The organism is Pseudomonas sp. WS 5071 (assembly GCF_012985765.1).
Lineage (GTDB): Bacteria > Pseudomonadota > Gammaproteobacteria > Pseudomonadales > Pseudomonadaceae > Aquipseudomonas > Aquipseudomonas lundensis_A.
In genome coordinates this window covers 126949-150117 of the sequence record NZ_JAAQWY010000004.1, presented here as the reverse complement: position 1 = coordinate 150117, position 23169 = coordinate 126949, and the positions used below count along the sequence as shown (strand labels likewise).

General features: G+C 56.9%; 22 protein-coding genes and 3 tRNA genes. 14 read left to right on the top strand and 11 right to left on the bottom strand.

What is annotated here, in order from left to right; translation table 11 throughout:
* The first annotated feature begins 16 nt into the window (after positions 1–16).
* Positions 17–970 carry a hypothetical protein gene (locus HBN61_RS03805; protein ID WP_170046204.1) on the top strand — a complete coding sequence of 318 codons (954 nt, stop codon included), beginning with the start codon at positions 17–19 and terminating at the stop codon, positions 968–970.
* Between the two features lie 8 nt (positions 971–978).
* Here HBN61_RS03805 and dinB read toward each other — a convergent pair whose 3' ends face one another.
* Positions 979–2046, bottom strand: a complete 1068-nt coding sequence (gene dinB / locus HBN61_RS03800) for a DNA polymerase IV (RefSeq protein WP_094995281.1) — start codon at positions 2044–2046, stop codon at positions 979–981.
* A gap of 283 nt (positions 2047–2329) precedes the next feature.
* Here dinB and HBN61_RS03795 point away from each other — a divergent pair.
* The 5 genes from HBN61_RS03795 (at position 2330) to HBN61_RS03775 (ending at position 7087) form a co-directional block, all read left to right on the top strand.
* Positions 2330–2406, top strand: a tRNA-Met gene (locus HBN61_RS03795).
* Positions 2407–2603: 197 nt separating this feature from the next.
* Positions 2604–2680: transfer RNA gene (locus HBN61_RS03790), tRNA-Met, on the top strand.
* 147 nt (positions 2681–2827) lie between these two features.
* Positions 2828–2904 (top strand) — tRNA-Met (locus tag HBN61_RS03785).
* 260 nt (positions 2905–3164) lie between these two features.
* Positions 3165–5807 (top strand): bifunctional lysylphosphatidylglycerol flippase/synthetase MprF, encoded by a 2643-nt coding sequence (mprF, locus tag HBN61_RS03780; protein WP_170046203.1) that lies wholly within the window; start codon positions 3165–3167, stop codon positions 5805–5807.
* Positions 5807–7087, top strand: a complete 1281-nt coding sequence (locus tag HBN61_RS03775) for a virulence factor family protein (protein ID WP_169893468.1) — start codon at positions 5807–5809, stop codon at positions 7085–7087. The genes mprF and HBN61_RS03775 overlap by 1 nt, the downstream gene beginning before the upstream one ends.
* A 69-nt stretch (positions 7088–7156) precedes the next feature.
* On the opposite strand, the gene HBN61_RS03770 is transcribed toward HBN61_RS03775, so the two are convergent.
* Positions 7157–9058 carry a potassium transporter Kup gene (locus tag HBN61_RS03770; protein ID WP_170046202.1) on the bottom strand — a complete coding sequence of 634 codons (1902 nt, stop codon included), beginning with the start codon at positions 9056–9058 and terminating at the stop codon, positions 7157–7159.
* 290 nt (positions 9059–9348) lie between these two features.
* Here HBN61_RS03770 and rimO point away from each other — a divergent pair, with 290 nt between their 5' ends.
* From rimO to tsaA, 5 genes are all read left to right on the top strand, one after another.
* Positions 9349–10686 (top strand): 30S ribosomal protein S12 methylthiotransferase RimO, encoded by a 1338-nt coding sequence (gene rimO / locus HBN61_RS03765; RefSeq protein WP_169963289.1) that lies wholly within the window; start codon positions 9349–9351, stop codon positions 10684–10686.
* Positions 10687–10789: 103 nt separating this feature from the next.
* Positions 10790–11275 carry a GNAT family N-acetyltransferase gene (locus tag HBN61_RS03760; protein ID WP_170046201.1) on the top strand — a complete coding sequence of 162 codons (486 nt, stop codon included), beginning with the start codon at positions 10790–10792 and terminating at the stop codon, positions 11273–11275.
* A gap of 50 nt (positions 11276–11325) precedes the next feature.
* Positions 11326–12036, top strand: coding sequence for an rRNA pseudouridine synthase (locus HBN61_RS03755; RefSeq protein ID WP_047274154.1), 711 nt, complete (start codon positions 11326–11328; stop codon positions 12034–12036).
* A 74-nt stretch (positions 12037–12110) separates the two neighbouring features.
* Positions 12111–12572 carry a YehS family protein gene (locus HBN61_RS03750; RefSeq protein ID WP_169963286.1) on the top strand — a complete coding sequence of 154 codons (462 nt, stop codon included), beginning with the start codon at positions 12111–12113 and terminating at the stop codon, positions 12570–12572.
* Between the two features lie 50 nt (positions 12573–12622).
* A complete protein-coding gene (gene tsaA, locus HBN61_RS03745; protein WP_094995215.1) occupies positions 12623–13318 on the top strand; it encodes a tRNA (N6-threonylcarbamoyladenosine(37)-N6)-methyltransferase TrmO in 696 nt (231 codons plus the stop codon).
* Positions 13319–13384: 66 nt separating this feature from the next.
* On the opposite strand, the gene fpr is transcribed toward tsaA, so the two are convergent.
* Entirely contained in the window at positions 13385–14164 is a 780-nt protein-coding gene (gene fpr / locus HBN61_RS03740) for a ferredoxin-NADP reductase (protein WP_169963284.1), read from the bottom strand.
* A 117-nt stretch (positions 14165–14281) separates the two neighbouring features.
* Between fpr and HBN61_RS03735 the strand changes: the two genes are divergently transcribed.
* Positions 14282–15208: a LysR family transcriptional regulator gene (locus HBN61_RS03735; protein WP_094995213.1), complete on the top strand. Its 927-nt coding sequence runs from the start codon at positions 14282–14284 to the stop codon at positions 15206–15208.
* On the opposite strand, the gene HBN61_RS03730 is transcribed toward HBN61_RS03735, so the two are convergent.
* From HBN61_RS03730 to HBN61_RS03720, 3 genes are all read right to left on the bottom strand, one after another.
* Positions 15205–15567, bottom strand: coding sequence for a diacylglycerol kinase (locus tag HBN61_RS03730; protein ID WP_047274143.1), 363 nt, complete (start codon positions 15565–15567; stop codon positions 15205–15207). The genes HBN61_RS03735 and HBN61_RS03730 overlap by 4 nt on opposite strands.
* Positions 15568–15642: 75 nt before the next feature.
* Positions 15643–16293: a response regulator transcription factor ErdR gene (gene erdR / locus HBN61_RS03725; RefSeq protein WP_094995212.1), complete on the bottom strand. Its 651-nt coding sequence runs from the start codon at positions 16291–16293 to the stop codon at positions 15643–15645.
* Positions 16294–16588: 295 nt separating this feature from the next.
* A complete protein-coding gene (locus HBN61_RS03720; RefSeq protein ID WP_170046229.1) occupies positions 16589–17341 on the bottom strand; it encodes a tRNA-uridine aminocarboxypropyltransferase in 753 nt (250 codons plus the stop codon).
* A gap of 229 nt (positions 17342–17570) precedes the next feature.
* Between HBN61_RS03720 and HBN61_RS03715 the strand changes: the two genes are divergently transcribed.
* Positions 17571–17981 carry a PA3611 family quorum-sensing-regulated virulence factor gene (locus tag HBN61_RS03715; protein WP_170046200.1) on the top strand — a complete coding sequence of 137 codons (411 nt, stop codon included), beginning with the start codon at positions 17571–17573 and terminating at the stop codon, positions 17979–17981.
* 206 nt (positions 17982–18187) lie between these two features.
* Entirely contained in the window at positions 18188–19288 is a 1101-nt protein-coding gene (locus HBN61_RS03710) for an LOG family protein (protein WP_170046199.1), read from the top strand.
* Between the two features lie 97 nt (positions 19289–19385).
* On the opposite strand, the gene recX is transcribed toward HBN61_RS03710, so the two are convergent.
* The 5 genes from recX to HBN61_RS03685 all read right to left on the bottom strand — a co-directional run bounded on the left by recX (position 19386) and on the right by HBN61_RS03685 (position 22980).
* Entirely contained in the window at positions 19386–19853 is a 468-nt protein-coding gene (recX, locus tag HBN61_RS03705; protein WP_094995209.1) for a recombination regulator RecX, read from the bottom strand.
* Positions 19854–19860: 7 nt separating this feature from the next.
* Positions 19861–20979, bottom strand: coding sequence for a recombinase RecA (gene recA, locus HBN61_RS03700; protein WP_047292548.1), 1119 nt, complete (start codon positions 20977–20979; stop codon positions 19861–19863).
* A gap of 83 nt (positions 20980–21062) precedes the next feature.
* Entirely contained in the window at positions 21063–21563 is a 501-nt protein-coding gene (locus tag HBN61_RS03695) for a CinA family protein (RefSeq protein ID WP_094995208.1), read from the bottom strand.
* A 111-nt stretch (positions 21564–21674) separates the two neighbouring features.
* A complete protein-coding gene (locus tag HBN61_RS03690) occupies positions 21675–21989 on the bottom strand; it encodes a phage holin family protein (protein WP_094995207.1) in 315 nt (104 codons plus the stop codon).
* A 268-nt stretch (positions 21990–22257) separates the two neighbouring features.
* Entirely contained in the window at positions 22258–22980 is a 723-nt protein-coding gene (locus HBN61_RS03685) for a LexA family transcriptional regulator (protein WP_094995222.1), read from the bottom strand.
* Positions 22981–23169 lie beyond the last annotated feature (189 nt).

Here is a 23169-nt window from a genome sequence, read left to right as displayed (position 1 = left end):
CGAATATAGAGACGCCATGTTCAATCGACGTACCTTAACCCTCGGGGGCACCGCCATGTGCGGCGCCCTGCTGTTGAGTGGCTGTGCCAACCACATGTCGCAACGCAGCGAGCACGAGGAGCGCATCGAGCGCAAACTGCTTTCCCACAGCCTGCTAATCGATGTGGGGTCGCCAGCTGTGCTGGAGTTACCGCAACGCCGTGTGCGCATCAATGAGCAAAAGACTTTCGAAGTCACCGAGTTCGATGTCACCCGTCGTTACGACCGCTACACCCCCTATCAACCCTGGAGAGAAATCTACGAGGTGCCATTAGGGGCCGTGGCAGTGGTTGCCGGGGTTGGCGCCAATGTGCTGAACATCTTCATGTTCGGGCAATTACCGGACAGCGTGACCCGAGATTGGCTGAGCTATGGCGTTGACGGGCTGAATCCGGCCATGAACGTGCAATCCAATGGCCGTGCCCAACAGAGCCTGGCCGGGATTGAAGACGTCCAGCGCGATTCGCGCCTGGAGTATTCGAGCCTGCCGTGGGCTGAACGCCCCGTGGCGGTGACGGCTGGTAAACAGACCCACGAATTGACCACGGACCGCAACGGCGTGTTACGCCTCAACCTGCTGGACGGCCCTTTTGCCGGACAGGATCTCAACCATGTCGGCAAGTTGACGATCACGGTCGAGGACGCACAGGACGAGACCCACTCCGACTCGACCCTCTCAATCAGCAGCAACTTGCGCGGCAAATTGCTGGAAGCGCATAACCTGATCTTCGACGACCTTGAGGGTGACGACGTCAACCAATGGGTTCATCGAGTTAAACGCTTGTCTGAACTGGGCCTTGAAGAGGAAGCCAGCGAACTCGAACAGAGCCTGATCGAACTCACCCGCAACGATCCCGAGTTGCAACGTGAATTCCTTCAGTCCCTGACCAAAAATGCGGGCCGGCTGGTCGCAGACCCCGGCGTAAGTTGAGGGGCGCGCTACGAGCGCCCGCCAAACAGCTCCAACTGCTCAAACCCGGTACTCAAATCCTGCAAGCGCACGCCAAGCCCGAGCAATCGAACGGGCTTGGCGCCGCGTGCAAAGGCCTGACTCAACAGGCCCTGATAACTTTCCAGATCCCTCCCGGCCCCTGACTGCTCCAATGTGGTTTGGGTGAAATCGTGAAACTTCACTTTGACGAACGGCTTGCCGGGACGGTAACTCGCATCCAGCCGCCCGATACGCCCATTCAGGGTGTCGAGAAGTTCGGGGAGTTTTTCAAGACAGGTCGCCAGATCCGGCAAGTCGACGTCGTAGGTATTTTCAACACTCACGGACTGACGGCGACTGTCGCTGTGTACCAAACGCTCATCAATGCCCCGCGCCAGCCCCCACAACCGCTCACCAAAGCTGCCGAACTCACGAACCAGCGCCAGCTTGCTCCAGTCGCGCAATTGCAGGCAGGTCTCGATCCCCAGCCGGGCCAGCTTGTCGGCGGTCACCTTACCCACCCCATGCAGTTTGTTGACCGTAAGCGCAGAAACAAAATCGTCTACTTGGTCCGGCGTAATCACGAACAGCCCGTTGGGCTTGCGCCAGTCACTGGCGATTTTTGCCAGAAATTTGTTGGGCGCTACCCCGGCCGATACCGTGATGTGCAACTGATTGGATACCCGACGCCGAATGTCCTGGGCAATGCGCGTGGCGCTGCCGGCAAAGTGCGGGCTGTCCGAAACATCCAGATAAGCCTCGTCCAGCGATAACGGCTCAATCAACTCGGTGTAATCGCGCAGAATGCCGTGAATCTCACGGGAGGCTTCTTTATAAGCGTCCATCCGCCCATGCACGATTACCAGGTCCGGGCACAACTTCAGCGCATGCCGCGATGACATGGCCGATCGCACCCCATACGCCCGCGCTTCATAGTTGCACGTAGAGATCACTCCCCGCCGATCCGCTGAGCCTCCGACCGCCATGGGCTTGTTTGCCAGGCTCGGATCATCACGCATCTCAATGGCGGCGTAGAAACAGTCACAGTCGACATGAATGATTTTTCGCTGCGTCATGTAGGGCGGCGTTCTATCTAAGGTTGAAAGCGGGTCGCCAGTATGTCATCCGCAACTGTATATAGCACCAGTAGTCTTCTGCATCCCCGACCAGCGTGGCTAGAGAGCCCTGCCTATTTGTTTTTCCAATCGAACCACCCTCTTTAATAGCGCATCGCCCATTCCACGCGGCCTACACTGCCACCCACCACCTCCCTACCAGGCTAACCAATTGAACCAGAACACTTTTTTCTAAATTAACATTTGACACACTCGCGTATCACTGTAGAATCCGCCCCACAGACGCGGGATGGAGCAGTCTGGTAGCTCGTCGGGCTCATAACCCGAAGGTCGTCGGTTCAAATCCGGCTCCCGCAACCAAACATCGAAGAAGGCCACTTGAAAAAGTGGCCTTTTTTGTGCGCGTCAGTTTTGTGTACGCTGCCGCGCTCTGGCACCGCACGTTTCATTGCCGCCTTTCATTCACGCAGACAACCTGCCGCATTTCAGCTAATTGCCTGCATTTATGCATTAAAGGTTGACTCCTCAGCTCATCACTGTAGAGTGCGCCCCACAGACGCGGGATGGAGCAGTCTGGTAGCTCGTCGGGCTCATAACCCGAAGGTCGTCGGTTCAAATCCGGCTCCCGCAACCAAATATCGAAGAAGGCCACTTGGAAAAGTGGCCTTTTTTGTGCGCGCATGTTTTTACCCCTTTTTTCACGCAAACGCAGCTATTTCGACCGCCGAGTCAATTAGGCGTTGACACATTTGAGTTCCTCTGTAGAATGCGCCCACACAGACGCGGGATGGAGCAGTCTGGTAGCTCGTCGGGCTCATAACCCGAAGGTCGTCGGTTCAAATCCGGCTCCCGCAACCAAACATCGAAGAAGGCCACTTGAAAGAGTGGCCTTTTTTGTGTGCGCTCAAAAAGTGAGCAACAGACGTTCATTGACATGAAACGACATATTTCTGAAAGTTCGGCCGCCTATACTCGGCACCAACAACTCCTCCTCTTTTCAACCTCTCAACCTGAACCTCAGGCAAACGGCTGAAAGTATTTCAAAATATTTTAACCAAAAGGATTGGTAACTTGAGTCGATGCATCCATCCTGTCGCGCACGATCCACGAGGTGATTGATGCTCGATAACTCGCCACTCCCAAAAGACTCCGTTACTGCAGCCCAGCCCATTGCTGCGGCACGTTTGCGCTGGCTGGATTTGCTGAGCAAATACCGCCAGCCCATTGGACTTGCGCTCACCCTGCTGTTATTCGCAATCGCCCTGATCGCGTGTCGACACTTGCTCAGTGAGCTTGACCTGAACGCATTGCACGACTCGATTCTGGAAGTCCCCAAACCCGCCCTGTTTGGCGCCGTGACCGCGACAGCCGTCGGCTTTTTTATCCTGCTGGGGTACGAGTGGTCAGCCAGCCGCTACGCAGGTGTCAAACTGCCACCCAAGACCTTGGCGCTGGGCGGGTTCACGGCCTTTGCAATCGGCAATGCCATCGGGCTGTCGCTACTCTCCGGCGGATCGGTTCGCTACCGTTTATATGCCCGCGAAGGCGTGGGCGCTTCAGAAGTCGCGCACATGACACTGTTCGCCAGCTTGTCACTGGGGTGCGCGTTGCCGCCGTTGGCAGCGTTGGCAACATTGAGCAACTTGCCCGCCGCCTCTGCAGCCTTGCACCTTCCTGCCTCTGTGCTAGGGGCGATTGCCGCCGCAGTGCTGGCGTTGTTCGGCTTGCTGGCGCTGGGTATTTATCGCCGGCGCCTGCCCGAGCAACCAATCCCGGACAATCTGCTGGTCAAAGCCGGCCGACGCACCCTGCGCCTGCCCAGCCCGCGCCTGACGCTGCTTCAACTGGTGATCACCGCACTGGACGTAGCTGCCGCCGCCACGGTGCTTTATCTGTTATTGCCCGAAGCACCGCCCTTCGGCGCCTTCCTGCTGGTTTACCTGCTGGCCCTCGCGGCAGGCGTGCTCAGCCACGTGCCGGGCGGTGTCGGCGTATTCGAAGCGATTCTGCTCGCTGCCTTTGCCAATCAACTCGGTGCTGCCCCACTGGCGGCGGCCTTGCTGCTGTATCGCATGGTCTATGTGATTTTGCCGCTGTTGATTGCCTGCTTGCTGCTGTTGATCAATGAAGCCCAACGCCTGATCCAGACCCGTCAAAGCCTGCGTGTAGCCTCTGGACTTGCAGCACCCATTCTGGCGATTCTGGTGTTTATGTCCGGCGTGGTGCTGCTCTTCTCTGGCGCCACACCTGAAATCGACACGCGTCTGGAGCATATCGGTTTTCTGATTCCCCATCGCCTGATTGACGCCTCGCACTTTGGTGCCAGCCTGATTGGCGTGCTTTGTTTATTGCTGGCTCAGGGCCTGCGCCGACGCCTGTCGGCGGCCTGGATGCTGACCACCATTTTGCTGCTGGTCGGTGCCGTGCTGTCACTGCTTAAAGGCTTCGACTGGGAAGAAGCCTGCATCCTGACCCTGACTGCCAGTTTGCTGGCCCTGTTTCGCCGCTCGTTCTACCGCCCGAGCCGTTTGACCGAATTGCCCTTCTCACCGCTTTATCTGGTCGCCAGCGTCTGCGTATTGGCGGCTTCGATCTGGTTGCTGCTGTTTGCTTATCAAGACGTGCCCTATAGCCATCAACTGTGGTGGCAGTTCACGCTGGACGCCGATGCGCCTCGCGGGTTGCGCTCGCTGTTGGGCGCCGCTGTGGTGCTGGTCATTGTGTCGCTGACCTGGTTGTTGCGCACGGCCCGGCCGGTGATCCACCTGCCGGATGCCAGCGAGCTGGAACGCGCAGAGAAAATCCTCCTCGCCTCCGACCAGCCAGACGGCGGCCTGGCCCTGACCGGCGATAAAGCGCTGCTGTTCCACCCGGACAACAATGCTTTCCTGATGTATGCCCGACGCGGTCGCAGCCTTGTTGCCCTGTATGACCCTATCGGTCCCAATCAGCAACGCGCCGAGTTGATCTGGCAGTTCCGCGACCTGTGCGACACCTTCCACGCCCGACCGGTGTTTTATCAGGTGCGCGCTGAAAACCTGCCCTTCTACATGGACATCGGCCTGACGGCGATCAAGCTCGGCGAAGAAGCCCGGGTCGACCTGCATCGCTTCGATCTCGAGGCTAAAGGCAAAGAGATGAAGGACCTGCGCTACACCTGGAACCGCGGCACCCGCGACGGGCTGTCACTGGAGATCCACGAGCCAGGAGAGGCGCCAATGGCCGAGCTGAAGGTGATTTCTGATGCTTGGCTCACCGGCAAAAATGTGCGCGAGAAAGGCTTCTCGCTGGGGCGTTTCAGCGAGGACTACATCCGCCACTTTCGGGTGGCGATCATTCGTTTCGAAGGCAAACCGGTGGCCTTCGCCAACCTGCTCGAAACCCACAGCCATGAGCTGTCGAGCCTTGACCTGATGCGCGCGCACCCGGACGCACCGAAGCTGACCATGGAATTCATGATGGTCGGCCTGATTCAGCACTATAAGAAGCACGGATACGCCCGCTTCAGCCTGGGCATGGTGCCGTTGTCCGGCCTACAGCCCCGGCGCGGCGCGCCCTTGACCCAACGCCTGGGCTCAATGCTGTTTCAGCGCGGCGAGCACCTGTACAACTTCCAGGGATTGCGCCGCTTTAAAGACAAATTCCAGCCCGACTGGGAACCTCGATATATGGCCGTGCCTGCCGGGCTTGATCCGCTGGTGGCACTGGCTGATACCGCCGCCCTGATTGCGGGCGGCTTGACTGGATTGGTGAAACGTTAATGAAACATCGTTCCTGGCGGTTTTTGCTGGTAACTCTAGTGGTCGTTGTAGCACTGGCTGCAAGCGGTTATGCGTGGTGGAACCGCCCTGCGCCTGAACCGACAATCGAGCACGTCAGTCAAACGGATGGATCCACACTGACGAACGTCATGCCGGGCGAAAAGGCCAGGGCGCACGTCGTTATCGCCACGCCCGCTGACGAAGCACTGAATGACAAACAACTGCTGGCATTGAGCCGTGGTGGTGCCGCACAGCTGGTTCAGGTGATCCTGCCCAAGGATGACTGCACACTGCAACAGCAAGCCCTGCAACGCGCGCTGAGCCAACTCAAAGGGCCTGCCACGCTGGTCAGCGGCATTGGTCCCGGTGCCAGCCTGGCGTGGCGTTGGTTGGCCGGGCAAACCAGTGACAATGCCCGGGCGGTGTCAGTGGACTTCAAATTGGAGCAGCCGGGATGCCCTCAGCCATTACCCACCTCAGCGGCCCATGGCAACTGGCTGGTCGCCTGGAACGATAATCCCGATGACCCGAGCGCTGCGTTTGTACGCGATCAACCGAACGCCCAGACCAGCATCAGCGATTACGACATCCACTTCCCGCAGGTATTGAGCAACGAACTGCGCAAGCTTCTCGTCGGCAACCAAAATGGCGGCCTGAACATGCCCGTGGTTGAGGTGCCTGCAGGTCAACAAAACAACACCGTGACCCTGTTTCTGTCCGGTGACGGCGGTTGGCGTGACCTGGACCGCGACGTGGCGGGCGAAATGGCCAAAATCGGTTACCCGGTGGTGGGCATCGACATGCTGCGCTACTACTGGCAGCACAAAACTCCGGAGCAAAGCGCCACCGATCTGACAGAACTGATGCAGCACTATCGTCAGAAATGGGGCACACAACGCTTTGTATTGGTCGGCTACTCCTTCGGCGCTGACGTACTGCCCGCCACTTACAACCGTTTACCGGAAGCCGAGCAGAATCGTGTCGATGCCATTATGTTGCTGGCTTTCGCGCGCAGCGGCAGTTTCGAAATCCATGTCGATGGCTGGCTCGGTAAAGCTGGCGCAGAAGCCGATACCGGCCCGGAGATGGCCAAACTGCCCGCGGCCAAAGTGGTGTGCATCTATGGCGAAGAGGAAGTAGACGAAAGCGGCTGTACGGCCAAAACGACCGTGGGCGAAGGCCTGAAGCTGCCCGGCGGGCATCACTTTGATGAAAACTACCCGGCCCTGGCCCAACGCCTGGTGAACCTGATCAAGAAACATCAGACCGCCGCGCAATAACGTTAATAACGCCGACAGCCGCACACAAAAAAGCCCGACCGCTTACGAGGTCGGGCTTTTTTTGTCAGGCTAGATCTCGACCTGGGTGCCCAGTTCGATCACCCGGTTAACCGGCAGCTTGAAAAACCTCAGATTTCCGTTGGCGTTTTTCAACATGAACGCAAACAACCCTTCGCGCCAGCGCGCCATGCCCACCAGTTTGGAGGGAATAACGGTCTCGCGACTGAGGAAGTAAGTGGTGCGCATCGGGCTGAAATCCAGCTCATCGAGATGACACAGCTTCAATGCTTGCGGCACATCGGGCTCGTCCATGAAGCCAAAATGCAGGATCACCCGAAAAAAACCATCGCCATACGCGTCCACTTCAAAACGCCGTTCTGCTGGCACTCGCGGCGAGTCTTCGTTGACCACCGTTAACAGCACCACTTGCTCATGCAATACCTGGTTATGCAGCAGGTTGTGCAGTAGCGCGTGGGGCACGGCGTCCGGCCGTGCAGTCAGGAACACCGCCGTGCCTTGCACGCGGTGCGGCGGCTGCACGCGAATGCTGCTGATGAACAACGGCAACGGCAACGCGTTTTCGTCCAGCCGGTCCACCAGCAATTGTTTGCCGCGCCGCCACGTGGTCATGAGCACGAACAATACGATACCTGCCAGCACCGGAAAGGCCCCGCCCTGTACGATTTTTGGAACGTTGGCAGCGAAAAACAGACCGTCCACCAACAGAAAACCCACCAAAATCGGCACCGTGAGGACCGGCGGCCACTTCCACAGCAACAGCATCACTGCCGACACCAGAATGCTGGTAATCAGCATGGTGCCGGTCACCGCCACGCCATAGGCTGACGCCAGCGCGCCCGAGGACTCAAAGCCCAGCACCAGCAGAATCACACCGACCATCAATGACCAGTTCACGGCGCCAATGTAGATTTGGCCCTGTTCGTCACTCGACGTGTGCTGGATATGCATGCGCGGGATGTAACCCAACTGAATGGCCTGCCGGGTCAAGGAGAACGCCCCGGAAATCACCGCTTGCGACGCGATCACCGTGGCCAGCGTGGACAGCACTACCAAAGGAATCAGCGCCCAACTCGGGGCCAGCAGATAAAACGGGTTACGCGCAGCTTCCGGGTTTTCCAACAGTAGCGCACCCTGACCGAAGTAGTTCAGCGCCAGCGCGGGCAACACCAGAATGAACCAGGCCCGGGCAATCGGCTTGCGCCCGAAGTGCCCCATGTCGGCATACAGTGCTTCGGCACCGGTCAAGGCCAGTACCACCGCGCCCAGAATGGCCACGCCCATGCCCGGGTGCGACACAAAGAAACGCACGCCCCATATCGGGTTAAGCGCGTGGAGTACTTCAGGGTGTTGCGCAATTCCGTGGATGCCCAGCCCGCCCAGCACCACAAACCACACCACCATCACCGGACCAAACAGCTTGCCGATACTGGCCGTGCCATGGCGCTGAATCAAAAACAGTAACACCAGCACAATCAAGGCCAGCGGCACCACCCAGTGCTCCAGCCCGTCAAATGCCAATTCAAGGCCCTCGACCGCCGACAATACGGAAATGGCCGGGGTGATCATGCTGTCGCCGTAAAACAGCGACGCACCGATCAGCCCAAGGATCACCAGCATCGTGCGCAGTTTCGGATAGGGCGATGCGGCCCGACGCGCCAGTGCTGTCAGGGCCATGATGCCGCCCTCGCCCTGGTTGTCGGCGCGCAAAATGAACAGCACGTACTTGATCGACACCACCCAGATCAGCGACCAGAGGATCAGCGCCAAAATTCCGAATACGCCGTCGTGGTTGACTTGAACCCCGTAAGCACCAGAAAACACCTCTTTGAGGGTATACAACGGGCTGGTACCGATGTCGCCGTACACCACCCCGACTGCCGCAACCAGCATCCCAATCGGCCGGGCAGCTGAGTGCCCGCCTTCTGCCGCCTGACTACTTGCCTGCCCCATCAACCACTCCTACAACTCTGGTCTACGTTTCTTAATGGCGAGCGCTACGCTTGATCGGCAGCATGCGCTGATTGTCTGACTGTTATCTACGAAAAATCGCAGGTTAAAAACCCTACTTTCGCAACGGCGCGCAGCATAGCGCAGCACTCGTCGTAAATCCCCGTATAACGCTGGTCAACTGCGTAGACCATAGCTAAAATTGCGCACTTTTTTCACTAGAGGCGCATCAAGCGTCCGTTCGTCGTGCAGCCTTTACGGGCATGTAACGTCACTACATACCGAGGTTCGCCATGTCCACCGTTACCACGCCAGCCAACCCCAAGGTTGGCTTCGTCTCTCTGGGTTGCCCGAAAGCGCTGGTCGACTCCGAGCGCATCCTGACGCAGCTGCGTATGGAAGGCTACGATGTCGTTTCAACTTACCAAGACGCCGACGTCGTGGTGGTCAACACCTGCGGCTTCATCGACAGCGCGAAAGCTGAATCGCTGGAAGTCATCGGCGAAGCCATCAAGGAAAACGGCAAGGTCATCGTGACCGGCTGCATGGGCGTCGAAGAAGGCAACATCCGTAACGTGCACCCAAGCGTGCTGGCCGTAACGGGCCCTCAACAGTACGAGCAAGTGGTCAACGCCGTGCACGAAGTCGTGCCACCGCGTCAGGATCACAACCCGCTGATCGATCTGGTGCCGCCACAAGGCATCAAGCTGACCCCGCGTCATTATGCGTACCTGAAGATTTCCGAAGGCTGCAACCACAGCTGCAGCTTCTGCATCATTCCCTCGATGCGCGGCAAACTGGTCAGCCGTCCGGTCGGCGACGTACTGGACGAAGCTCAGCGCCTGGTCAAGTCCGGGGTTAAAGAGTTGCTGGTCATCTCCCAAGACACCAGCGCATACGGCGTGGACGTTAAATACCGCACCGGCTTCTGGAATGGCGCTCCCGTCAAAACCCGCATGACCGAGCTGTGCGAGGCCTTGAGCACGCTGGGTGTCTGGGTGCGCTTGCACTACGTCTACCCGTACCCGCACGTGGACGAGCTGATTCCTTTAATGGCGGCGGGCAAAATCCTGCCGTATCTGGACATTCCGTTTCAGCACGCCAGCCCTAAAGTGCTCAAGTCGATGAAGCGCCCGGCGTTCGAAGACAAGACCCTGGCACGCATCAAGAACTGGCGCGAAATCTGCCCGGACCTCATTATCCGCTCTACCTTTATTGTCGGCTTCCCAGGCGAGACCGAAGAAGACTTCCAGTACTTGCTGAACTGGCTGACTGAAGCACAACTGGACCGCGTAGGTTGCTTCCAGTACTCGCCGGTAGAAGGCGCACCGGCCAATGATCTGGACCTGGACGTCGTGCCGGACGAGATCAAGCAGGATCGATGGGATCGTTTCATGGCGCACCAGCAAGCCATTAGCGCTGCACGCCTGCAGATGAAAATCGGCAAGGACATTGAAGTCCTGATCGACGAAGTGGACGAGCAAGGCGCGGTTGGCCGCTGCTTCTTCGATGCACCGGAAATCGACGGCAATGTGTTTATTGCCACCGAAAAAGACATCAAGCCGGGTGACAAGATCATGTGCCGCGTCACGGATGCGGACGAATATGACTTGTGGGCTGAAGCGCTGTAACACGCAATCAGCCCTCAAAAAGCCCTGCCGCGCTCGCGTCAGGGCTTTTTTTACGACTATTGTTTAGTGATCAACTTCATCATGGATGGGAGACACGCGCAGAATGAAGCCGACTTGGGTCGTTCAAACACCGGGGCTTAAAGATTTCAACGAACTTGCCACTGTATGGGAAGCATCCGTTCACGCTACCCATGACTTTTTGCCCCGCAGCTACATTCAAGAACTCAGAGAACTGGTGGAGCATCGTTACCTGGATGCGGTGATGCTCATTTGCTGCCGCGACCCAGTGCATAAACGCATTGCGGGGTTTGCCGGGGTAGCTGCACGCAAGGTCGAAATGCTGTTTATTCACCCGGATTATCGGGGGCTCGGCGTGGGAAAAAGCCTGTTGATGTATGCCATCAATGAACTGAACGCGTCCGAACTCGACGTGAATGAGCAAAATCCGCAGGCCCTCGGTTTTTACCTGAATCAGGGCTTTGAAATCATCGGCCGCAGTGAAACGGACGGTCTGGGCGAACCTTATCCACTGCTGCACCTGCGATATAAGCGCGCAACCCGGACCCAGAACAAATGTTGCCGGGCTTAACCGGCCCGAGGCGGGTACAATAGTCGCCCAATTACATTACGGCCCTTGTCATGTCTGAACCGATACGTCTCTCCAAACGCCTCATCGAACTCGTCGGCTGCTCCCGCCGTGAGGCCGAACTGTTCATTGAAGGTGGCTGGGTCACGGTAGATGGCGAAGTCATCGACGAACCGCAGTTCAAAGTCGACAACCAAAAAGTCGAGCTGGATCCGCAAGCCAAGGCGACCGCGCCGGAGCCCGTAACCATCCTGCTGAATGCCCCCGCCGGTCTCGACACTGACAGTGCCATGGCCCTGATTGGTCCGGACTCACTGAGCGAAGAACACCGGTATGGCAAGCGCCCGCTCAAGGGGCACTTCCTGCGCCTGAGCGTTGGCAATGAGCTACAGGCCAATGCCAGTGGTCTTCTGGTGTTCACTCAGGACTGGAAAATCGTCCGCAAACTGACTGCCGACGCGAGCAAGATCGAGCAGGAATACGTGGTCGAAGTCTCGGGTGAAATGGCGCCTCATGGCTTGAATCGTCTCAACCATGGCATGACCTACAAGGGTCGCGAGCTGCCTGCCGTCAAAGCCAGCTGGCAAAGTGAAAACCGCCTGCGCTTTGCGATGAAAAACCCGCAGCCGGGGGTGATCGCCCTGTTTTGCCAGGCCGTGGGCCTGACCGTGATTTCAATGCGCCGCATCCGTATTGGTGGAGTGTCCATGGGCAAGCTGCCCGTCGGGCAATGGCGCTACATGACAGCCAAAGAAAAGTTTTAAATACTGCTAAAGCCTCACATTTCGACACCGCAGCACGCCTGCGGTGCTCACTGCTGAATATCAGGATTGCCCACATGATTCATAACGACGTACTGCGCAGCGTGCGCTACATGCTCGACATCAGCGACAACAAGGTGGTCGACATCATCAAGTTGGGTGGTCTGGACGTCACCAAAGAAGACGTGCTGACTTACCTGAAGAAAGACGAAGAAGAAGGTTTTGTGCGTTGCCCGGACAACGTCATGGCGCATTTTCTGGATGGACTGGTGATCTTCAAGCGCGGTAAGGATGAAAGCCGCCCGCCAGTACCGGTGGAACTGCCCGTGACCAACAACACGATTTTGAAAAAGCTGCGCGTGGCCTTCGAACTGAAAGAAGACGACATGCACGCTATCTTGAAGTCAGCCGGTTTCCCGGTGTCCAAACCAGAACTGAGCGCGCTGTTCCGCAAGTTTGGTCACACCAATTACCGCACCTGTGGCGATCAGTTGCTGCGCAACTTCCTCAAGGGCCTGACCTTGCGTGTGCGCGGCTAAACACTGACGTGTAAACAGCCCATGTCACCGTTGCCCAGGGTTTCAACTTCATGACCTACAGCGTTTCCCCCATCGGCTATGTGCGCTCCTGCTTCAAGGAGAAATTCGCCATCCCGCGCCAGCCACAACTGGCGCCTGCTGCCCGTGGCGTACTGGAACTGGTCGCCCCGTTCAATCAGGGTGAGGCTGTACAAGGTCTCGAACAGGTCAGCCACGTCTGGTTACTGTTCGTGTTCCATCAGGCCCTGGAGGATAAGCCACGACTCAAGGTGCGCCCGCCGCGCCTGGGGGGCAACACCTCGATGGGGGTCTTCGCGACCCGCGCTACGCATCGTCCGAATGGTATTGGCCAGTCCGTGGTCAAGCTGGACAAGGTCGAAGCTGACCGGCTGCATATCTCGGGCATCGACCTGCTTGATGGCACACCGATTCTCGATATCAAACCCTATGTCCCATACGCAGACATCATCGCCAGCGCCAGTAACTGCATGGCCAGTGCTGCGCCGGTGCTGATTCCCGTGATCTGGACCGACACCGCGCTGCAGCAGGCGCATACCCATGGTCTACGTCTTCAGGAACCGCTGGTGGAACTGATTGAACAGTGCCTGGCCCAAGACCCGCGTCCGGCTTACCAGACGCCAACAGCGCAACGTGAATACGGTGCACAGTTTTGGGACCTGGATGTGCGCTGGCACTATCCCGAGCCCGGCAAAATCTGTGTGCTAGAGGTCATTGCCGCCGGTTAAGCGCCAGACAGCAAAAAGCCCGCGCAGTCTTTTGGACCCCGCGGGCTTTTTGTTGAACGAAACGGGTTACTTCTCGACGAAGGCGCGCTCGATCAGGTAATCACCCGGCTCGCGCATGCGCGGCGAGACTGTCAGGCCGAAGCTGTTCAGCACTTCACTGGTTTCGTCCAGCATGCTCGGGCTGCCGCACAGCATGGCGCGGTCGTCCTGCGGATTGATTGGCGGCAGGCCGATGTCACTGAACAGTTTGCCACTGCGCATCAGGTCAGTCAGACGGCCCTGGTTTTCAAACGGCTCGCGAGTAACCGTCGGGTAGTAGATCAACTTTTCGCGTACTGCCTCACCGAAAAACTCGTTCTGTGGCAAGTGCTCGGTGATGAATTCGCGGTAAGCGACTTCGTTCACATAGCGCACACCGTGGCACAGAATGACCTTTTCAAAACGCTCGTAGGTTTCCGGGTCTTGAATCACACTCATGAAGGGCGCAAGGCCCGTGCCGGTGCTCAGCAGGTAGAGATGCTTGCCCGGCTTCAAATCGTCCAGCACCAGCGTACCGGTAGGCTTTTTGCTGATGATGATCTCATCGCCTTCCTTCAAGTGCTGCAACTGGGAGGTCAGCGGGCCATCCGGCACCTTGATGCTGAAGAATTCCAGATGCTCTTCCCAATTGGGGCTGGCGATCGAATAGGCGCGCATCAGCGGACGGCCGTTGGGTTGCATCAGGCCGATCATCACGAACTGACCGTTCTCAAAGCGCAGGCCCGGGTCGCGGGTGCACTTAAAGCTGAACAGGGTGTCGTTCCAGTGGTGAACACTGAGGACACGTTCGTGGTTCATGTTGCTCATCTACGGGGCTCCTAATTTCGCCTGCGCTGATTATGGGCGCGATTGCATAGCATTCTAATGGCGAGGACAATATCTGTTAACTGAATTATCAAGATAAGGGTTATCGGTTATATCGATATGCGATTTACTCTCAGACAACTCCAAGTGTTCGTCACAGTCGCCCAACAAGAGAGCGTGTCGCGCGCTGCTGGCTTGTTGGCCCTTTCACAATCGGCTGCCAGTACCTCGATTACCGAACTGGAGCGCCAGACCAGCTGCCAACTGTTCGACCGCGCCGGCAAGCGCTTGAGCCTCAACGCGTTGGGGCGCCAATTGCTGCCCCAAGCGGTCGCGCTGCTGGATCAGGCCAAAGAAATCGAAGACTTGCTCAACGGCAAATCCGGTTTTGGCTCACTGACTGTGGGCGCAACCCTGACCATTGGTAACTATTTGGCCACGTTGCTGATCGGCAGCTTCATGCAGGCCCATCCCGAGAGCCAAGTGAAACTGATCGTACAAAACACGGCGCATATCGTGCAGCAAGTAACCCACTATGAAATTGATCTGGGTCTAATTGAAGGCGACTGTAGCCATCCGGACATCGAAGTACAGAGCTGGGTGGAAGATGAACTGGTGGTATTTTGTGCACCGCAGCATCCGTTGGCTACCCGGGGTCATGCCACCCTGCAGGAGCTGACCCGCGAAGCATGGATCCTGCGTGAGCAAGGGTCCGGCACACGCCTCACCTTCGATCAGGCGATGCGCCATCACCAAAGTGCGCTCAACATTCGCCTTGAGCTGGAGCACACCGAAGCGATCAAGCGCGCCGTCGAATCGGGGCTAGGCATTGGTTGCATCTCCCGCTTGGCACTGCGCGACGCCTTTCGACGTGGCAGTTTGGTTGCGGTTGAAACCCCCGAACTGGACCTTGCGCGGCAGTTTTACTTCATCTGGCATAAAAAGAAGTACCAGACCTCTGCCATGCGCGAGTTTTTGGACCTGTGCCGCGCATTCACCGCCGGCGTACACCGCAGCGACGAGATCGTACTGCCTAATATTGCTTAAAGCAGGATCACCGCCCACACCACTGCAATCAGGGTCAGCACCACAAACTGCGCGGCGCTGCCCATGTCTTTGGCGTTTTTCGACAGCGGGTGCAAGTCGAGGGAGATACGGTCGATCGCCGCTTCGATGGCCGAGTTAATCAACTCAACAATCAGGGCCAACAAGCAAACCGCAATTAATAACGCGCGCTCTACCCGACTGACACTCAGGAAAAACGTCAACGGGATCAGCACCACGTTGAGCAACACCAACTGACGAAACGCTGCTTCGCCGGTAAAGGCCGCACGCAGGCCGTCCAGCGAATAGCCGCCAGCGTTCAAAATCCGTTTAAAACCGGTTTTCCCTTTAAAAGGCGACATAGATAAGTAACTGCGTAAGAAATGAGAAAAGGACGCTAGATCACGCATCGTCAAAAAAGCGTGAAGAGCGGCCGATTAATGGCTCGAAATTGACTCCAGTTGTTGCAAAAGCAACGCCGCCTGGGTGCGAGTTCGTACCCCCAGTTTGCGGAAAATCGCCGTCACGTGAGCCTTGATGGTCGCTTCCGACACGCTCAGCTCATAAGCAATCTGCTTGTTCAACAAACCTTCACAGACCATGGTCAGCACTCGAAACTGCTGCGGCGTCAAACTGGCTAACCCTTCGCTGGCCGCTTTGGCTTCAGCAGACACTTGAACCTCTTCAAATGCCTGGGGCGGCCACGACACATCGCCATCCAGCACCACGCGCACGGCTTGTTGAATCTGTTCCAGAGAGCTGGACTTCGGAATAAATCCGCTGGCACCGAACTCTCGGGAGCGCACCATCACCGACGCATCTTCCTGGGCAGAGACCATGACCACAGGGATTTGCGGGTATTGCCCGCGCAACAGTACCAACCCGGAAAACCCGTAGGCACCCGGCATGTTCAAATCGAGTAGCACCAGATCCCAATCCGCCTTGATGGCCAGCTGTTTTTCCAGCTCGGCAATACTGGCGACCTCTACCAGACGAACATCCGGTCCCAGCCCCAATGTCACCGCCTGATGCAAGGCGCTGCGGAACAAGGGATGGTCGTCGGCAATCAGGATTTCGTATGTGGCCATTTTTTAAATGATCCCGTTTCAGGCGAGTACTGAGTCATTCCAGTATCCGCTAAGGCAACTTGAGCAACAGTGTCAACACAGTGCGTCAAAGGGCGCGTTTTACGCTAAACGTCGCGAAATATAAGGGTTTGAACAGCAACAGCGCCCGAATCGGCGCCAAGCATGCCCAGCGAATGCAAGAGGGTCAAGGATAAAACCGATGTCGTCTTTGAGCCCTGTCAGACATTCAGCATACCTGCAAGGCCGCGACTCTTTGACACACCCTGTCATTGCCGAAAATTGTAGCGCTACTTCTTTAGTCTATTGAGAGCGATTCTGACGAAGGTCTTTTACAGAAAACGTCCAGCTCACGATGCGCTGCGCTGCTTTCGTTGATCGGCAACTGATTGCGGGCATCGAGATAGTGCTGACTGAACACATCGAAGTAAGCGTCAAGCGCAGTGGAGGCCTGGGTGTCGCCGGCCAGATCAAGGCACAGACTCGCGACTTCGGCGGTGCATAAATGCTCGCTGCGGGTAGAGCGGCGCAGCCGGTAGCGCGACAAACGTTCGGGCAACAGGCTCAGGATCGGCAACCGATCAAAGTAAGGGCTTTTGCGAAAGATCTTGCGTGCTTCCGTCCAGGTAGCATCCAGCAGGATAAACAACGGACGCTTGGCAGTGTCGAGTTTAACGCTGTGGGTCACGCGTTCAGGCTCTACATATTCCCCAGGAAACACCAGATAAGGTTGCCATTGCGGGTCGGACAGTAATGCCAGCAAGCCTGGATCGGTGTCAGTGCGCGACCAAATGAAGGCATAGTTATCGCTCACCACATCCGCAATCAACCACCCGGTATTACTCGGCTTGAACACTTCCTTTTTGGTCATGATCAGGCACACGCCCGCCCGCGTGCTGACCTGCGGTCGCCAACGGCACAAGCAATGACTCGCGATCACGCGGCAGGTATGGCAACGGGGCGCGCGCGAGCCGCGTGACAAGTAGGGTTTGGTGCTTTCCTCTTCTCGCTCGTCTCGTAAACGGGCGACTGCATTCGGGGAAAAAGTCATCAGGGTCATGTTTTTTACTTAGGGGGGGCAGATCGTCCGTCGCCTCGGGTGAGCGCAGGAACCGATTCGCTGAACAAAGGCGCGCAGTCTAACAGAGGCCATGCCCTGACGGAGCCGCCCCATGACGTGAGGCATTTCCTGACAGCGCAGGCTGACCTATACTCCCGCGCCACTGAACGCATAGACCTGTGGCGGGTCAAAGCCTGCGTCACTGAATCAGGAGAGTTTCATGCTGCGCTATATCATTCCGACCGTTGCTCTATTGCTCGCACTGCCTTTGGGCGCACAAGCGGCCTCTCTTGCAGAATTCAACCTGAACAAAAACCTGCTCAAAGTTGCCGAAAAAAATAACGAAGGCAAACCACGGGCAATCAACGCCGACTTGCTGGACAAAGGTTTCACCGTTAAAGGCAAGGTACTGATCAACAACCTTGAAGCAAGTCCGAACCTCGCAGCCCAGATGCGCTCCGCACCTGAAGCGGCCATCCCCCAACTGGGCCGCAGTGTTTGCAGCAATCCAGGCTTCCGCAAGCTGATGGCCAAGGGGGCAATCATGCGTTTCAACATCAGGGAATATAAAACCAACAAGCCCGTGTTGGTTCAGGACATCGGCGCCGACAACTGTCAGCGCAAGAAATAACGGTTTAGCACTGTATCCCCGCACGCCGTACTCCGATACGGCGTGATCACTCCCTGCGTTTTTAACGATTCTTCATGCGCTTCAAGTAATTAGCGGTTGCCAGCCTCAGCGGTGCAAGACCATCATCAGGCCATCACTTTTGACACTGTGTGTCTGCGCTGTCTCATTCGCAGCGCCCAAAGGATGTTGTGCTGAAGGAGTCGTACATGCCTGATCAATCCCATGAGCCCCAGCCTTTCGAATCTGAGCACTTGAGCTTTGAAATTGCGGCGCAAGTAGACGCTCAACTGCAGTTGATAGCCCCTGAGAGCCCAAACCGCGCGCTCTATCGCGAAATGCTGATGACCGTGTTGCGCATGGCACACGACGACCTTAATCGCTGGAATGCCAAAATCACACTGCAAGCCATACGCGAACTGGAAAAGACTTTCCGGGTACTGGAGCAGTTCCGGGGCCGACGCAAAGTGACAGTCTTTGGTTCTGCGCGAACCCCCATTGAAGATCCGCTGTATGCATTAGCCCGAGAAGTAGGGGCCACGCTTGCCCGATCAGACTTCATGGTCATCACCGGCGGCGGTGCTGGCATCATGGCAGCCGCCCATGAAGGCGCAGGCGCTGATCACAGCCTGGGCTTCAACATCACCCTGCCCTTCGAACAGCGCGCCAACCCCACCATTCTCGGCACGCCCAATCTGCTGGCGTTTCACTTCTTCTTCACGCGCAAACTGTTCTTCATCAAAGAGGCAGACGGGCTGGTAATGTGCCCAGGAGGTTTCGGCACGCTGGATGAAGTGCTGGAAGTGCTGACGCTGATTCAAACGGGAAAGACGCCGCTTGTACCTGTGGTGCTGCTGGACATACCAGGCGGAACCTTCTGGCAAAGCGCGCTGGACTTCGTTCGCGACCATCTCGAAGCCAATCATTACATCTTGCCCAACGATCTCAAACTGATGCGACTGGTTCACACCCCTGAAGAAGCCGTGGCGGAGATCAATCAGTTCTATAACAACTTCCACTCCACCCGCTGGCTGAACAAAATATTTGCCGTGCGCATGAAACGTCCGCTTACTGAAGAGGCGTTGCATGAAGTTCAACAAGCGTTTGCAGACATTTGCCTGAGCGATGGTTTCCACCAGCAGATTGACGATGAGCCGGACTTCAACCATTTGACTCGTTTAAGTTTTGCGTTCAGTGGCCGCAATCAAGGCCGCCTGCGTGAATTGGTTGATTTTATAAACCTGTCACGCAACTGGGCTGAACAACGGAATGCTGACTGTAGCCAAGGGATGGGAACAACCTGCATTTAACGCAATGCAGTGGAACCGGGGGACTTACCGCTCAACACTGCCTTTGCCAGCGACAGCAGCTGTTATCTGTCGCTGGCAAGGGGGGGGGGGACGCGTGCTAATCATCACACTCCCGACCGCTAAGCAGTCGGCTAATCATTTCAAGCGAATAGCCGCGATAGCTCAAGAAACGCCCCTGACGAGCGCGCTCCTTGAGGTCTTCGGGCATGCACCCTGAAAACTTTCGCTGCCACGTATCCTTTAGCTGCTCCTGCCAGTTGATTTCAGACTCACGTAATGCTTCTTCCACATCCCCACGCGATAACCCCCGCTGGTTAAGCTCTTCACGAATACGTAAAGGGCCGTAACCGGAACGGGCGCGATAGCGGATATAGCTTTCGAGGTAACGCGACTCTGACAACAGCCCCTCTTCCGTTAAACGGTCGAGGGCGATGTCGATCATCTCAGGACAAGCGCCGCGCTGACGCAACTTGCGCGTCAGCTCAACTCGACCGTGCTCGCGGCGGGCGAGCAGGTCCATTGCGGATCGCCGAATGGCGGTGAGGTCTTCCAGAACAGCTGTCATGGCTCAATCAGTTGCTGTCGTCGTCCGAACCGGTGTTTTCAAGCTCCATCTCGGCCGCTTCCTGCTCCGCAGCCGCTTGCTTGGCCGCCTTGCTCATTTTTGGCATGACTTTCATTTCAGCCAGTTCGCTTTCAGTCTTAGGGCCAAGCAGCTTGTCCCGCAGTTGTTTCTCAAGAGTGGCCTTGATGTCCGGGTTCTCATCGAGGAACTTGGCCGAGTTGGCCTTGCCCTGACCGATTTTGCTGCCCTGGTAGCTGTACCAGGCACCGGCTTTTTCAACGAAACCGTGCAATACGCCCAGCTCGATCATCTCGCCATTGAGGTAGATACCCTTGCCATACAGAATCTGGAATTCTGCCTGGCGGAAGGGTGGCGCCACTTTGTTCTTGACCACTTTGACCCGGGTTTCGCTACCGACTACCACGTCGCCTTCTTTCACCGCACCGGTACGACGGATGTCCAGTCGAACCGAAGCGTAGAACTTCAGGGCGTTACCACCGGTAGTGGTTTCCGGGCTACCAAACATCACACCGATTTTCATACGGATCTGGTTGATGAAGATCACCAGGCAGTTGGCGTTTTTGATGTTGCCGGTAATTTTGCGCAGGGCTTGCGACATCAAGCGGGCTTGCAGACCCACGTGGGTATCGCCCATGTCGCCTTCAATTTCTGCTTTAGGTGTCAGTGCCGCCACGGAGTCGATAATGATCACGTCAACCGCATTGGAGCGCACCAGCATGTCGGTGATTTCCAGTGCCTGTTCGCCGGTATCAGGCTGCGAAACCAGCAGATCGTCAACGTTCACGCCAAGCTTGGCGGCATACTCAGGGTCCAGTGCATGCTCGGCATCGACGAATGCGCAGGTGGCGCCCGCTTTTTGAGCTTGTGCGATAACGGACAGGGTCAAGGTCGTTTTACCGGAAGACTCCGGACCGTAGATCTCAACAATACGGCCCTTTGGCAGACCGCCAATGCCCAGCGCGATGTCCAGACCCAGCGAACCGGTAGAGATAGCCGGAATGGCCTGGCGGTCCTGATCACCCATCAGCATCACGGCGCCTTTGCCGAATTGACGTTCGATCTGACCCAAGGCCGCAGCCAAGGCTTTCTTCTTGTTGTCGTCCATTAAAGTCCTCTCGTAATCAATAAGGCCTGGCGGCCGATAACTGTATAAGTAGCCAGTATTATTCCACAGGGTTTCAGGATCGCCTACCCCTGATTTTTTATTTCGCTTACCGTTCGGCGTATTAACCCTTCCAGAGCCGCTTTAACAGTTTGTCGGCGGACGTCGTCGCGATCTCCCGGGAAGTGCCTGCACTCGGCAGAAACTTCACTGCCAACCCCCCACGCCAACCAGACGGTGCCTACCGGTTTGTCCGGAGAACCGCCGCCCGGCCCGGCAACACCGCTGACCGCAACGGAAAAACGCGCGCCACTCTGCGCTTGTGCGCCACGTGCCATGGCCTCTACCACTTCACGGCTGACAGCGCCGACTTGGCCGAATAATGGCTCGGGCACTTGCAATTGCCTGGTTTTCTGCTGATTGGAATAGGTCACAAACCCGGCTTCAAACCAGGCCGAACTGCCTGCGATACGGGTAATGGCTTCTGCAATTGCACCACCGGTGCATGATTCGGCCGTCGTGACCTGCGCATTAAGAACCTGCAACTGACGCCCAAGTTCAGCCGCAAGCTGAGTTAATTCGTCCACGATCGCCTCCTTTTAAGCGCTCACTCGGGCCACTAAGCTACACGACCCACATTCGGCTCGCCACGGGCCGGGCATGACCTCAGGAAGTGGATGTCACACAGCTCGCCAAGGCTAGCCGTCAACCCCCAAACGCTTTGCGGCCCAACGCTGATACAGGCTGATGGCAGCATCTGCACCCGCCAACGCGGTCAAACATCCCAAGGCGCCTGCCGCCCACACCGACATGCCTGCCGAATAAAGCAGCATGAACGTCGAGACACCGCACACCATGCAAGCTCCAGAGCGCAACGCCAGGCGGCGCACCAGCGGCCAACCGCTGGCGCCTTCTTTGTCTGCGCGCCACATTTCTCCAAAAATACCGCCTACCAGTGCCAGAAGAATGACCAGCAACACCGGCATATCCAACAAAACTTGCGGATCATTCATCGCTTCATCACTCCTGAGTCCTTATCGAAAAGCGTCAATGTCTGACTTTTAGGCTGAACACTTGACGCTCCTCTCGCACCACATCCTTGCGTAAGGTCGACCTCTGCAGCCAGAAACCAAGACTATGCCTGTATGAATATACAGTCAATGCACTGATGCATATTTCTTGTTTTCACTTATCTGAGTCAGCACGAATCGCTGGACGGGCAGGAAATATCCTTAGGATAGAAAAGGCCTATTGACAGTAGGCCTTGGCGGGGAAACAGGTCTAACGGGCGTACATGCCCCACCAAAACACATGACCGAGAATCACCAGTTGCTCGTCCTCAAGGTCGGCATAGTGATAATCCTCATCCGGATACTCGTCGCGGTTAAAGCTGCGCAAACGCAGACCTGATGCCAGGCGGTACAGCTGTTTTACCCGAAGCTCGCCATTGTGGTTGATTGCATAAAGATCGCCATCCACGACATCGTCCATTGAACGTTTCCCGGCGTTGACCCCAACTGTTGCGCCGTCACGCAGGACCGGCAGCATACTGTCGCCGCGAACCGTTACACATTTCGCTTGATCGAACTGCACGCCATTATGGCGCAGGCTGCGCTTCCCAAAACGCAATTTGGCCCGCTCACTTTCCTCGATGGCAAAACGCCCCGAACCTGCCGCGAGCTCAACTTGGCGCAAGAACGGAATCGATACCTCATCGTCAGCCACGGGGGTATCGTCATCCCACAGGCAAATATCACGCAGCTCCGGATGCAGCGGCTCGGCGTAAGGCGCAGGGTCCTCACGACCGCGCAGACGGTCGGTGCTGATATTGAAATAAGCGGCTATTTTTGAAAGATGACGGTCAGACGGTTCGGCAATCTTGCCACTCAAAATTCTGGACAACGTGGATTGCGGGACACCCGTGATGCGGTGCAACGCCATGGCACTGATGTGGTGCCGCGCGAGCAACTCTTTAAGGACGATTGAAACAGTACGTTTAGGCATGCGCGGAATATTGCTGGGCAAGCACCCGGTTGGCAAATCCTAATTCTTCTCTTTATAGCAACACGCCGGACTGACCCCAGCATGCCTGTAGATGCAAGGCGCTGGCATGTTAACCTTGCGCCCATTGCCATAAAGCTGTGCCTGGCACCCGCTTTTCACTCCTCTCTATAAATGAATCCGCCTAAGCCC